This is a genomic window from Thermaerobacter composti, assembly GCF_033582035.1.
GTDB classification, from domain to species: Bacteria; Bacillota; Sulfobacillia; order Thermaerobacterales; family Thermaerobacteraceae; genus Thermaerobacter; species Thermaerobacter composti.
This window is the reverse complement of the sequence record NZ_CP132508.1, coordinates 273,571-286,499: the sequence shown is the minus strand read 5'-3', so window position 1 is coordinate 286,499 and position 12,929 is coordinate 273,571. Positions and strand designations below refer to the sequence as shown.

Here is a 12,929-nt window from a genome sequence, read left to right as displayed (position 1 = left end):
CCTCCCCCCGCAGGCCGCGGCCCTGCACACCCCGCGCCTGCGCGGGACGGACGCCGGCGCCGGCCGCAGGACTCGGGCCCCGGCGCCGCCCGTCCCGGTCACGCCGGCGCGCCGCCTGGGCCGGGCCACCGGACGAAGCGGGCGGCCTCCACCCCACTTCGGCGCCGCCGCGCGCCTTCCCTGTGCAGGGGGTGGCTCAGGCGCCGGGGGTTCCTGCGGGCGCCAGCACGTGGGCCCGCACGGCGCCCACCAGGTACAGGCTGCCGGTCACCAGCACCGGCTGCCCGGGCTCCGCCTCGCGCAACGCGCGGGCCAGGGCGCCCACCGGCTCCCTCTCCACCACCACCGGTACGCCCTGGGCCGCCAAGGCCCTCGCCAGTCGCTCCGCCGGCGCGGCCCGCGGGCTCGGCGGCTCGCTCACCACGGCCCGTCCCGTCACCGGGGCGATGGCACCCGCCGCCTGCTCGACGTCCTTGTCGTCCAGCATGCCGATCACCAGCAGCACCCGGCGGCCGGGCCAGAGGGTGGCCACCGTCCGGGCCAGGGCGGCCATGCCGGCGGGATTGTGGGCGCCGTCCAGCCAGACGTCCCGGCCCTGCCAGCGCAGGCGCTCCATGCGCCCCGGCCAGCGGGCGGCGGCCAGGCCGCGCTCCACCGCCGCGCGGCCCACCTGCAGGCCGCGGCCGGTGGCGGCCGCGGCCTGCAGCGCGGCCACGGCCACCGCCGCATTGGCGACCTGGTGGGGGCCGACGAGGGCCAGCGGCAGGTGGTCCCAGCGCACCGCTGCGCCGCGCGGCGACCCGGCCGGCCCCCGGTAGTCCCAGCGCGACCCCTCCGGACCGGTGGTCCGCAAGCGGTAGGTGGCCACCGCCACCGGGCCGGGTGGCTCGCCGGCCGGTTCGTCCCGCCCCGGCCCCGCCGCGGGAGGGGGCGCGTCCGTCAGCGGACGCACCTCCCAGAGCGGCGCGCCCACCCGCGCCGTCTCCCGGCGCAGCACCCGCAGGGCCGCGGGGTCCAGGGCGCCCGTCACCAGGGGCACGCCGGGTCGCGCGATGCCCACCTTGTCGTAGGCGATCTCCTCCACCGTCCGGCCCAGCCGGTCGGTGTGATCCAGGGCGACGTTGGTGACCACCGAGACCGCCGGCCGGGGCACCACGTTGGTGGCGTCGTAGCGCCCGCCCAGGCCGACCTCCAGCACGACGGCGTCGGGCCGTCGCGCCTGCACCAGCAGGAAGAACACGGCGGTCGCCACCTCGAACTCGGTGGGTGCCTCGCCCGTCGCCGCCACGGCGTCGGCCGCGCTCCGCGCCCGCTCGACGGCGGCCGCCAGCTCCACGCCGGAGACGGGCCGGCCGTCGAAGGCGAACCGCTCCTCGTAGCGGACCAGGTGCGGGGAGGTGAAGAGGGCCGTCCGGCAGCCCGCCGCCCGGAGCACGGCCTCCAGGATGCACGCCGTCGAGCCCTTGCCGTTGGTCCCCGTCACGTGGTAGACGGGCGGCAGGTCCTCCTCCGGGTGGCCCAGCGCCGCCAGCAGGCGCCGGATCCGCTGGAGTCCCAGCCGCATGCCGAATCGACCGAGGCCCTGCAGGTAGGCGACGGCCGCCTGCGGGGCGGCGGGGCTGCCCGTCGCAGCCGCCTGCCCGCCGCGACCGTCCCCCGGTGGCGCGGCGGGGGGCGATGCGCCGCGGGCCGCCGCCCCCCAACGGGGGTCGACGGCCCCTCCCGCCGCGGACGGCGACGCCCCTGGACCCGCCCCGGTCCCGTCGGTCCCGTAGGGCCTGTGGGTCCCGTGGGTACGATCGCTGGCGGCCGGAGCGGGCCGGTCGCCCCCGTCCCCTCGCGCCCCCTGGATCCGTTCCTCGCGCTGACGCAATGCGTCCCTCGGCACCTCCCCAGGCCGGCATGGGGTCCCGGGCCGGGGCTGCGGCGAAGCCGTCCGGGCGCCCCGCCCGGCCGCCCGCAGCACGCCCCGCCCGGGCGCACGGACCGCGCCTCCTGCGGGCGGCCGCTCCGCGCCGGGTCGGGCGCACACGCACCGCGCCCCGTTGGGGCAGCCGCTCCGCGCCCGGTCGGGGCCCCGCCGCCGGGCCCGCCCTCACGCCCGGCCGAGCCAGTAGTTGGGCGGCTCCTTGGTCACCGTGACGTCGTGGGGATGGCTCTCCGCCAGGCTGGCGGCGGTGATGCGGACGAACCGCGCCGTCCGGCGCAGGGTCTCGATGTCCGGCGCGCCGGCGTAGCCCATGCCCGCCCGCAGGCCGCCCACCAGCTGGAAGACCGTCTCCGCCAGCGGGCCGCGGTAGGGCACCCGCCCCTCGACCCCCTCCGGGACGAACTTGGTCTCGCCGTCCTGGAAGTATCGGTCGGCACCGCCCTGCTTCATGGCGCCCAGGGAGCCCATGCCGCGGTAGACCTTGAAGCTCCGGCCCTGATAGATCTCCAGCTCGCCCGGCGCCTCCTCGGTCCCGGCGAAGAGGCTGCCGATCATCACCGCGCTGGCGCCGGCGGCCAGGGCCTTGACGATGTCCCCGGAGTACTTGATGCCGCCGTCGGCGATGACGGGGACGTCGTACCGGTCCGCTTCCCGGCTGCAGGCCAGGATGGCGCTCAGCTGCGGGAAGCCGGCCCCCGTCACCACCCGCGTGGTGCAGATGGAGCCGGGCCCCACGCCCACCTTGACGGCGTCGGCGCCCGCCTCGATCAGCGCCCGGGTACCCTCGGCGGTCACCACGTTGCCCGCGATCACCGGCACCTGCGGATGCCGCCGCTTCAGGGCCCGCACCGTCTCCAGGACGTTCCGCGAGTGGCCGTGGGCGCTGTCGACCACCAGCACGTCGACCCCGGCCTCGACCAGGGCGTCGGCCCGCTCCAGGCCCGCCGGCCCCACGCCCACCGCCGCCCCCACCAGCAACCGCCCCCGCTCGTCCTTGGCGGCGTTGGGGTAGCGGATCGCCTTCTCGATGTCCTTGATGGTGATCAGCCCGCGCAGGCGGCCGGCGGCGTCGACCAGCGGCAGCTTCTCGATCTTGTGCTGCCGCATGATCTCCTTGGCCCGGGCGAGGGTGGTGCCCTCGGGCGCCGTCACCAGGCCGTCGCGGGTCATCACCTCGGCGATGGGACGATCCAGGTTCTCCTCGAAGCGGACGTCACGGTTGGTGATGATCCCCACCAGGATGCCGCCCTGGTCCACGATGGGGACGCCGGAGATATGGTAGCGCGCCATCAGCTCTAGCGCATCGCGCACCCGGTGCTGCGGCGAGAGGTAGAACGGGTCGACGATCACCCCATGCTCAGAGCGCTTGACCTTGTCGACCTCCGCCGCCTGCTGTTCCGGGGGCATGTTCCTGTGGATGATGCCGATGCCGCCCTCCCGCGCCAGGGCGATGGCCAGGCGGGCCTCGGTGACCGTGTCCATGGCGGCGGAGACCAGGGGGATGCGGATGCGCAGCTGGCGCGTCAGGCGGGTGGAGACGTCGACGTCCCGGGGCAGGACGTCGGAAGCGGCGGGGACGATCAACACGTCATCGAAGGTCAGAGCCTCGCCCACGATCTTGCCGTCGCCGCGGGCCGCGGGATCGCCGGCCCAGGGGACGTGGGCGGCGCCGGGGTCGCCGGACACCCCGTCCGCGAGCCCGCCCCCATGGTCGGTACGGGACGCCCACGCCGGCTCCCGCGTCCAAGCCTCCGGGTGGACACGGCGCCCGCCGCTGCCCGGGCGCGCCGCCCACCCGTCGCCGCCTTCCTCCGCGGCGACCGGGACCGCCCGCCGGCCATTCCCGGCGCCGGGTGCCGTCGGCGCCCGGCCGGTTCGTCCGGCGGAACCGTCGCCGGCGCCGGCGGGTGCCTCGCGATCGGACCTCACGGTTCGCCCCTCCCACCGGACCCGGCCCGAGGCCCGGACCGACCACCCCGGGCCGGACCGGAGCGCCTCGGGCCACCCGGGTTATTGGTTCCATTGGTACCACGGCGGGATGGGACGTGCAACGGCTCCGGCGGCCGGCCCACGGCCCTGCTCAGGCGGGCGTCACCGCCTGGAGGCGCTGGGCCAGGTCGCGGGCCACGGTCCAGATGTCGCCGGCGCCCATGGTCAGCACCAGGTCGCCGGGCCGCACCGTGTGCAGCAGGTGCTCCACCAGCTCCTCCCGGCTGCGGATCAGCTCCACCGGCCGGCCCTCGCGCTCGGCGATGCGCTCGGCCAGCACGGCACTGGAGACGCCCGGGATCGGTCGGTCGCCAGGCGGGGCGTAGATCTCCGTCAGGATCACCCGGTCGGCGTCGCCGAAGGCGCGGGCGAACTCGTCCATCAGGAGGTGGGTCCGCGTGTAGCGCTGGGGTTGGAAGACGGCGATCACCCGCCCGCCGGGCCCGCATCGCTGCCGGGCGGCGCGCAGGGTGGCGCGGATCTCCGTCGGGTGGTGGGCGTAGTCGTCGACGATCAGGATGCCGTCGCGGTCGTAGAGCACCTGGAAGCGCCGCTTGGCGCCGTGGAAGCCGGCCAGCGCCGCGGCGGCGACGGGGAAGGGCACGCCGAGCTCCAGGCCCACCCCGAGCGCCGCCAGCGCGTTGAGCACGTTGTGCTGGCCCGGGATCGCCAGCCTGACCTCGCCCAGCGGGCGATCGCCCCGCCACACCGTGAACCGCGTGCCCTCGGGCCCCGCCTGCACGTCGCGGGCGCGCAGGTCGCCGTCGTCCGCCTCGATGCCGTAGCGCACCACCCGCACCGGGCCCCGGGGGTCGAGGCCGGCCAACAGCTCCTGCACCACGGGATGGTCGGCGCAGGCCACCACCCGCCCGGCCGGCCGGACGTTGCGGAGGAACCGGCCGAAGGCCGCCTGGAGCCGCCCGAAGTCGCCTCCGTAGTGGTCCAGGTGCTCGGGCTCGACGTTGGTGACCACGGCGATCTCCGGCCGGTAGCGGAGGAAGGTGCCGTCGCTCTCGCAGGCCTCGGCCACGACCCAGGGACCGTTCCCCAGCCGGGCGGTGGCGGTGCCGAACTCCGGCACCTCCCCGCCGACCAGCACCGTGGGGTCGAGCCCGCCGGCCACCAGCACGAGGCCCGTCATCGCCGTGGTGGTGGTCTTGCCATGGGTCCCGGTGACGGCCACGCCGCGCCGGTGGTTGAGGAGGTCGGCCAGCACCTGCGACCGGTGCCAGACGGGGATCTGCGCCTTGCGCGCCGCCACCAGCTCCACGTTGTCGGGGGGGACGTCGGTGTTGTAGACCACCAGGTCCGCGCCGGCCACGTGCGCGGGATCGTGCCCGATATGGACGCGGGCACCCTGCTCTGTCAGCCAGCGGGTGCGGTCGGAGGGACGGACGTCGGAGCCGCTGACCCGCGCCCCGCGGGCCAGGAGGACCCGCGCCAGGCCGCTCATGCCGTAGCCGCCGATGCCGATGAAGTGCACGCGCTTGCCCGCCCAGTCCACCGGGGGCGTGTTCGCCGGTTCCTCCATCGCCCGTTCCACCTTCCCTGCCATCCATGCCCCCAAGATTCGCAACGCGAGGTCCGTTCCCTTGTCCCCGCCGGTGGCGGCGGGGCGGAGGCGCCAACCCGTCCGCGGCCCGCGGGCGCACTTCAGGATGTATGCGGCATCGGGGCCCGGTGCTACGGCGCCCCGGCGGCCGCCCTTCCCGCCCCCGTCGGGACCGCGGAGGCGACGCGGGTCCCCGGCGCGTCCGCACCCCATCCGTCCCGATGCCGCCCGCCTGCACACCCGTAGGTTGGGGCCGGGCGCTGGAAAACATTCGCACCCATTGCCCCGACGCACCCTGCGCGTTCGGGCACCCCGGCGAGGGCCGCGGCACCCCGACGGCGCGGGCGACGCCGCCCGGCGCCGTCGCCACAGAGGATCCCGGAACGGCCCGCCGGCACCCATCAGCCGCCGGGGCGGCGCAGGGGTCGGGCGGGGACGCCGCCCACAACGGCGCCCGGCGGCACGTCCCGGTTGACCAGGGAGTGGGCGGCGACCACGGCGCCGTCGCCGATGACCACGCCGGGCAGGATCGTGCAGTTGGCCCCGATCATCACGTTGCGGCCGATGACGACGGGGCCCGTGCGGTACTCGTCGATCAGGAACTCGTGGGCCAGGAGCACCGTGTTGTAGCCGATGATGCTGTTGTCGCCCACCTCGATCAGCTCGGGCCAGAAGACGTCGACCATGGCCATGAGGCCGAAGGCCACGTCCCGCCCGACCTTCATGCCGAGCCGCCGGTAGAGGAAGTTCTTGAGCCCGAACCAGGGCAAGACCCGGCACAGCGAGATGACGAGGAAGTTCCACGCCACCCGGGGCAGGCTCTTGGCCTCCCGCCAGTAGTGGAGGGAGTTGCGCCCGGGCGGCACCCGGCGCCGGGTCAGCCGCTGGTGGCGCGGGACCACGGCCATGACCACCCCTCCCGCGCTACAGCCATGCGTCCAGCGGCGGATCGGGATCGACGTCCAGGTCGAGGCCGTCCCGACGACCGCGCCGCCACGCGGCGTAGCCGGCTGCGGCGATCATGGCGCCGTTGTCGGTGCAGAGCACCGGCGGCGGGTAGGCGAGTTCGAGGCCTTCCGCGGCGGCGGCCGCCGCCAGGTCCCGGCGCAGCCGCCGGTTGGCCGCCACCCCGCCGGCCAGGTAGACCTGCCTCGCCCCCACCTGCCGGGCCGCGCGCACGGTCTTGGCCACCAGGACGTCCACCACCGCCTGCTGGAAGCCTGCCGCCAGATCGGGCAGGTGCGCCTCCAGCTCCGCCCGCCGGTCCGGGTCCCGCCAGCCGCGTCGCTCCAGCTCGTAGATCACGGCGGTCTTCAAGCCGCTGAAGCTGAAGTCCAGCGAGTCGTCGTCCAGCATGGCGCGGGGGAACGGGAAGGCCTGGGGGTCGCCCCGGGCCGCCAGCCGGTCGATCACCGGCCCGCCGGGATAGCCCAACCCCAGCTCCCGGGCCACCTTGTCGAAGGCCTCGCCCGCGGCGTCGTCGCGGGTGCCGCCCAGCCACTCCAGCCCGCCGTCCGCTTGGAGGTGGAACAGGTCGGTGTGGCCGCCCGAGACCACCAGCGCCACGGCGGGCAGCCGGGGCGCGGGGGCCGGTTCCTCCCCCGGACCGGCCAGGAAGTTGGCGTGGATGTGTCCCGCCAGGTGGTGGACCCCGACCAGCGGCTTGTCCAGGGCCCACGCCAGCGCCTTGGCGAGGGCGACGCCCACCAGCAGGGCGCCCACCAGGCCGGGGCCGCGGGTGACGGCGATCAGGTCCAGGTCGTCGAGGCCGATGCCGGCCTCGGCCAGGGCTTCGTGGAGCAGCGGCACGGCATTGGTCAGGTGGCGCCGCGAGGCCAGTTCGGGCACCACCCCCCCGTAGCGCCGGTGCTCCCGCGTCTGACTGAGGATCACGTTGGCCAGGATGCGACGACCGTCGGCGACCACCGCGAAGCTGGTCTCGTCGCAGCTGGTCTCGATGCCCAGGGTGAGGTGGGACCGCGTCACGGCGCCTCGCTCCCGCCCGCCGCGCCGCTCGCGCCGGCCGCGGAGGCGGACGTGGAGTCGACGCCGCTCGACGCCACCCCGTCGGTCGCCTCGAGGCCGTCCGCAGCCGCCGCACCGCGGGCGCCTTCGGCGCCCGGTTCCTCCGTCACCACGGGGCCCGGCGGGTCCAGGCGGTCGCGCCACATGACGATGGCGTCCTCGCCGTTGTCGACGTAGTAGCCCCGCCGGATCCCGCAGGGGCGGAAGCCGTGGCGCCGGTAGAGGCGCTGGGCCACGTGGTTGCTGACCCGGACCTCCAGGGTCATGCGGCGGCATCCGTAGCGCAGCGCCCGCTGCTCCAGGGCGGTGAGCAGCCGGTCGCCCACGCCGCGGCCGCGGAACTCCGGGTCGACGGCGATGGTGGTCACGTGGGCCTCGTCGAGGATGCACCACATGCCGGCATAGCCCACCACGCGGTCGCCGTGGCGGGCGACGATGTAGTCGGCGTACAGGTTGTCCCGCAGTTCGCTGACGAAGGCCCGCTCCGACCACGGCGTCGGGAAGGAGCGGCGCTCGATGGCCAGGACCCCGGGCAGATCGCCCGGCGTCATCGGCTCGATGCGGATCTCGGCGGGCTGGCTCCGCACGTCGTGGGAAAGGGCCACCCCGCTCACCTCCCGCGGCGGCAGATCCATCATACCATCTCCGTCGGCGGGGGCGGCCGCGGCCGGGGCGGCGCGGCCGGGGCGCCCGGACCGCGCGCTGGCGGCACCACGGGGCGGCGCCGGCCGGTGCGGTCCAGGGGCCGCCGCGCCCGTCGCCCCGTCGGGCAGGCGGCCACGCGGGACCGGCCGGCGCAGGCGCCCCGCCCTCCGCGCCGGGAGGTGGCCGCCGGGGAGGAGGCCCGGGCGGGGCGTCCGGGGGCGGGCGATCCCTACCCCCGGTCCGGCGCGGGCGATCCCTGAGCGGCACCCGGGTAGGGGCGGAAGGTGGAACCGGCGGGCAGGTACAGGGGGACCAGGGTGGCGGGATCGTCGCCGCCGGCCTCCAGGCGGCGCCGGGCCAGCCGCGCCACGGCGACGGGGACGGCGCCGGGGTCGGGCACCACCATGACGTCGGCGTGGCCGGCGCCGGTGGCGTCGACGGTGCCCCCCGCCGGCGCCGTCGGAGCGACGGCGGCCGCCAGGCCGAGGGCCGCCCCATCGGCCGGGTCGACCACCACGACCCAACCCGCGCCGGCGGCGCCGCCATCCAGCGCCCCGGGCGACGGGGGGTCCCCCACCCCGGCCGGCGGGGCGCCGGCCGATCGCCCCCCCGGAAGGTCGGCGGGTCGTCCCTCCGGGACGCCGGCCCCGGTGGGGATCGGCGAGCGCGCGGGATGGCCGCCCCGCGGCCCCAGGAACGCCGCCAGGGCGTCCGCCGCCACCACGTCGGGGCCCCAGAGGCGCCGCCCGGACGGGTCGAAGGCCGCCGCGTAGAACTCGTCGCGCCGGGCGCGGCGGACCACCAGGCGGTTGCGCATCACCCCGGTCCCCCCGTCGCCCCCTGCGGCGGCGGAGGCGACGGCCTCCAACGTCCCCACCCCGGCCAGGGGTCGACCCAGGGCCACCGCCAGGCCCTTGGCCGTCGCCAGGCCGATGCGCAGCCCCGTGAAGGATCCCGGCCCCAGGGCGACGGCGATGCCGTCCAGCCGGCGGGGGCCGATGCCCGCCCGGCGGCAGAGGCGGTCGATGGCGGGCATCAGGGCGCGGTTGGTGCCCGGGGCGGCCAGCTCCTCCACCCCCGCCACGCGCTCGCCCTGCAGGAGGGCCACGCCGCACCGCGGGCCCGAGGTGTCGATGCCGAGGATCCATGGGGTCATCGTCCGGCCTCGTCCCCTTCCCGCACGCCCCGGCGTGCCCGCATCCCCCGGCGTGGCCGGCGGCCGCCCGCCCGGAGGTCGCCCCGGGCGACGTCCCCCACGCCGCGGGACGGGTCCCGAGCACCCGGGGGTGGCGGCCCGGGCGGTGCCCACCCCCGTCCCGACCGCGGGGACCGGCGGGACCTACCGGCCGTCCGGGCCATCGGCCGTCCCCCCTTCGGGGCCGCGCCGCGCCGCGTCGTCGCCATCCCAGCCGCGCGCCAGGTGGTCCAGCAGCCGCCGGCCGCGCGGGCCGGCGGCGCGGGCCGCCACGCGCCGGTGGGGGCCGGGCGGCTGCAGGGCCAGCTCCAGCCACAGGGCGTCCGCCGGGACCCAACCCGGCGCGCGGTCGGCCCACTCCACCACCACGGCGCCCGTCGCCTCCATCTCGGCCGGGTCCACCACGTCCTGCAGCGCCGGCTCCCCCTCGAGGCGGTACAGGTCCAGGTGGTGGAGGGGGATGCGGCCGCGATAGACGTGGACCAGGGTGAAGGTGGGACTCGCCACGCGACCGCGGAATCCGAGGCCGCGGGCCAGCCCCCGCACCAGGGTGGTCTTCCCCGCCCCCAGGGCGCCCGTCAGGGCGACCCAGTCCCCCACCTCCAGGGCACGGGCCAGGTGGGCGCCCAGCCGCTCCATGGCCTCGGCGGAGGGGATGACCGCCGACCAGCGGCCGGTCACGACGCGGCGCCCTCCCCGCCCGCCGGCCCGGGCCCCGGGCGGTCCCGGCCTCCGCGGCCCGCCGCGCGGGTCCCGGTGCCGCCTGCCGCCGCCGCGGCGTCCCCCGCCGCAGCCGTGCCCGCGCCGCCGGGGACCGGATCGAACAGGGTGAGCTGGGTGCCGGGTCCGGCGGCGCCCGCCCCCTCGGCCCCGTCGTCGCGGGCCGCCGACCCGGCGGCCTGCGACGACGCGGGCGGCTCCGCCGCGGCGGCCGCCTGCCGCAGCCCGCCGAACCCCTCCGGGCGGGCCGCCCCGCCCGGCGATCCCGGGCGGCCGGCCGGCGCGGCGTGCGCCCCCGGGCCCCCGGGCCGGGCGGGAGCCGGCGGGGCGCCGCCCGCCGGCTCCCGCCCGGCGGCCGGTTCGTCCGCCGCCTCCGGCGGGTGGTGCGGCGCCACGTGGGCCGGATCCACCAGCTCCCGGTACTTGTCGATGACCTTCTTGAAGTCGTGCCAGCAGTCCCGCTTCAGGGCGGGGTTGCGCAGCAGCGCTGCGGGGTGGTAGGTCGGCATGTACCAGATGCCGTCGCGGTGGATCCACTGCCCGCGGCAGCGGGTGATGCGCGCCGCCGGGTCGATCAGCGCCTGCAGGGCGGTGGAGCCCAGCAGCACGACGATCGCCGGGTTCACCAGGCGCATCTGGGCGCGCAGGTTGGGCAGGCAGGCCGCCCGCTCGTCGGGCGTGGGGGTGCGGTTGCCGGGCGGCCGGCACTTGACCACGTTGGCGATGTAGACGTGGCGCCGGCGGTCGAACCCGCAGGCGGCCAGGATCCGGTCCAGCAGCTGCCCCGCGCGGCCCACGAAGGGCCGGCCCAGCCGGTCCTCGTCGGCCCCCGGCCCCTCGCCGATCAGCATGACCCGTGCCGCCGGGTTGCCGTCGCCGAAGACGACGCCGCGGCAGCCCGCCCGCAGCCGGCAGGCGGTGCAACCCTTCACCACCCGCTCCAGCGTGGCCATGTCGGCGATCCGCATCAGCTCGGCTTCCGGTCGCGCCACGACTCCCTCGCCTCCTCCCCGCCGCGGGGCCGGCGCCGCCGCCCCGTCCCCGGCGGGCTCGGCCCCGATCCCGGCCGGGGTCACGGGACGACGCCCAGGCGCCCCGCCGGCCGGATCTCCCCCACCACCTCGCCGCGGGTGTTGGTCACCGGCACGCGGCGCCACCGCGCCCTCACGGCCTCCGCCCCCGGGGGCAACAGGCCAAGGCGTTCCAGCAGCGCCACGACCGCCACGGGCCGCGCCCGCTCCTGCCCGTCGGCGACCTTCAGCGCCAGGGCGTGACCCGAGGACAGGGCCGCGGCGTAGAAGCCCTCGGCCCCGACCTTGCCGATCCAGGCGCCGCCGGTGGCGCGGATCACCTCGGTGTCGGACCGGCCCTCGCCGCGGATCATCGCGGGGTGCGCCACCAGCGCGCGCCGGATGCGCTCGACCGCGGGCGCCAGGTGGGCCAGCGCGGGCGGCAACCGGTCGGGCCGGCCGAGGAAGCGGAACATGCGGGCGACCTCCACCAGCGGCAGGGCGAAGGTGACCACCCCGCAGCCGTCCACCGCCTCGCGCCAGGCCGGTCCCCCCGGCCGCAGCCCCGTCAGGTCCGCCACCAGCTGGCGCACGGCCTGCTGGACGGGGTGGTCCGCACGGTGGTACCCCTCCACGGGCCAGCCCCGGTGGCGCGCCAGGGCCAGCATGCCGGCGTGCTTGCCGGAGCAGTTGTTGTGCAGCCGGGAAGGCGCGGCGCCCGCCTGCGCCAGGGCCGCCCGGGCAGTCGGGCTGGCCGGCGGCTGGGGCCCGCAGGCTAGGTGGTCCGGTCCCAACCCCAGCTTGGCCAACATCGAGGCGGCGCGGGCCACGTGGTGCGGCTCGCCGGCGTGGGAGCCGCACATCAGGGCCACCTCGGCGTCGTCGAAGCCGAAGGCGTCCGCCGCCCCGGAGGCCACCACCGCCAGGGCCTGGATCGGCTTGAGGGTCGAGCGCAGGAAGGTGACGTGGTCCGGATCGCCGAGGGCCGCCACCACGCGCCCCTGCTCGTCCACCACCACGGCGTGACCGCAATGGCGGCTCTCCACCCAGCCGCCGCGGGTCACCTCGACCAAGAGCTCGGGTTCCATGCCACGGTCTCCCATCGTCGGCCGCGCACCGTCGCGCCCCGCCCTCGCCCCCCGTCCCTGCGCGGCGGCGGCCGAAGGATCAGACCTCCCGCAGCCCCAGGCTGATGGCCAGCGCCACGTCGACCCGACGCATCGCCCCGGCGTCCAGCCGCGCCACCCGCTCCAGGAGCCGCCGCTTGTCGATGGTCCGGATCTGCTCCAGCAGCACCACCGAGTCCTTCTCCAGGCCATAGTGCCGGGCGGGCAGCTCCACGTGGGTCGGCAGCTTGGCCTTGTTGATCTGCGAGGTGATGGCCGCCACGATGGTCGTCGGGCTGTAGCGGTTCCCCACGTCGTTCTGGATCACCAGGACGGGGCGGATGCCGCCCTGCTCGGACCCGATCACGGGGCTGAGGTCGGCGAAGAAGATGTCGCCGCGGCGGATCTCCACGTCAACCGCCCTCCCCACCCCATTCCCAGCGCCGGGGCTCCAGCTCCCCGGGGATCCACTCCTCGGCCAGGCGCTGGTTGAGGGGGCCCATCTCCTGATAGCCGCGGCGCAAGATCTCTTCCGTCGCCGGCCGGCCTGCGGCGCCCGCCTCCGGCCCCCCCGTCGGCGTGGCGGCGGCCGCGATCTGCGAAGGGAAGGATCCGTCCGGCACCGTCACCACCCCTCGTGCCCTCGTCCTCCCGCGGACGAACCGGCGTCGCCTCCGCGGGACGAACCGGCCCGCGGCCCACGCGTCGCGGGCCGGCCCGCCGCCGGAGTCGCCCCCCGTCCCGGGCTGGCTGGCGC

At 77.2% G+C, this 12,929-nt stretch carries 12 protein-coding genes; all 12 read right to left on the bottom strand.

The annotated features are described in order from the left end of the window. Positions 1-196 precede the first annotated feature (196 nt). The 12 genes from Q5761_RS01215 to Q5761_RS01160 all read right to left on the bottom strand — a co-directional run bounded on the left by Q5761_RS01215 (position 197) and on the right by Q5761_RS01160 (position 12,795). Positions 197-1,873: a folylpolyglutamate synthase/dihydrofolate synthase family protein gene (locus tag Q5761_RS01215; protein ID WP_318750869.1), complete on the bottom strand. Its 1,677-nt coding sequence runs from the start codon at positions 1,871-1,873 to the stop codon at positions 197-199. 222 nt (positions 1,874-2,095) lie between these two features. Then, positions 2,096-3,544 (bottom strand): IMP dehydrogenase, encoded by a 1,449-nt coding sequence (gene guaB, locus Q5761_RS01210; RefSeq protein ID WP_318751578.1) that lies wholly within the window; start codon positions 3,542-3,544, stop codon positions 2,096-2,098. Between the two features lie 466 nt (positions 3,545-4,010). Next, positions 4,011-5,450, bottom strand: a complete 1,440-nt coding sequence (gene murC / locus Q5761_RS01205) for a UDP-N-acetylmuramate--L-alanine ligase (RefSeq protein ID WP_318750868.1) — start codon at positions 5,448-5,450, stop codon at positions 4,011-4,013. Between the two features lie 422 nt (positions 5,451-5,872). Further along, positions 5,873-6,379, bottom strand: coding sequence for an acyltransferase (locus Q5761_RS01200; RefSeq protein ID WP_318750867.1), 507 nt, complete (start codon positions 6,377-6,379; stop codon positions 5,873-5,875). A 16-nt stretch (positions 6,380-6,395) separates the two neighbouring features. Beyond that, positions 6,396-7,457, bottom strand: a complete 1,062-nt coding sequence (gene tsaD, locus Q5761_RS01195) for a tRNA (adenosine(37)-N6)-threonylcarbamoyltransferase complex transferase subunit TsaD (RefSeq protein WP_318750866.1) — start codon at positions 7,455-7,457, stop codon at positions 6,396-6,398. Next, on the bottom strand, positions 7,454-8,101 hold the full coding sequence (rimI, locus tag Q5761_RS01190) for a ribosomal protein S18-alanine N-acetyltransferase (RefSeq protein WP_318750865.1): 648 nt from the start codon (positions 8,099-8,101) through the stop codon (positions 7,454-7,456). The genes tsaD and rimI overlap by 4 nt, the downstream gene beginning before the upstream one ends. A gap of 269 nt (positions 8,102-8,370) precedes the next feature. Then, positions 8,371-9,297: a tRNA (adenosine(37)-N6)-threonylcarbamoyltransferase complex dimerization subunit type 1 TsaB gene (gene tsaB / locus Q5761_RS01185; RefSeq protein ID WP_318750864.1), complete on the bottom strand. Its 927-nt coding sequence runs from the start codon at positions 9,295-9,297 to the stop codon at positions 8,371-8,373. 183 nt (positions 9,298-9,480) lie between these two features. Further along, positions 9,481-10,017 (bottom strand): tRNA (adenosine(37)-N6)-threonylcarbamoyltransferase complex ATPase subunit type 1 TsaE, encoded by a 537-nt coding sequence (tsaE, locus tag Q5761_RS01180; protein WP_318750863.1) that lies wholly within the window; start codon positions 10,015-10,017, stop codon positions 9,481-9,483. Further along, positions 10,014-11,048 carry a uracil-DNA glycosylase gene (locus Q5761_RS01175; protein ID WP_318750862.1) on the bottom strand — a complete coding sequence of 345 codons (1,035 nt, stop codon included), beginning with the start codon at positions 11,046-11,048 and terminating at the stop codon, positions 10,014-10,016. The genes tsaE and Q5761_RS01175 overlap by 4 nt, the downstream gene beginning before the upstream one ends. Positions 11,049-11,128: 80 nt before the next feature. Next, entirely contained in the window at positions 11,129-12,154 is a 1,026-nt protein-coding gene (locus tag Q5761_RS01170; RefSeq protein ID WP_318750861.1) for an asparaginase, read from the bottom strand. A 79-nt stretch (positions 12,155-12,233) separates the two neighbouring features. Next, positions 12,234-12,584, bottom strand: a complete 351-nt coding sequence (locus tag Q5761_RS01165; RefSeq protein WP_135224792.1) for a type II toxin-antitoxin system PemK/MazF family toxin — start codon at positions 12,582-12,584, stop codon at positions 12,234-12,236. Between the two features lies 1 nt (position 12,585). Then, entirely contained in the window at positions 12,586-12,795 is a 210-nt protein-coding gene (locus Q5761_RS01160) for a DEAD/DEAH box helicase (RefSeq protein ID WP_135225958.1), read from the bottom strand. Positions 12,796-12,929 lie beyond the last annotated feature (134 nt).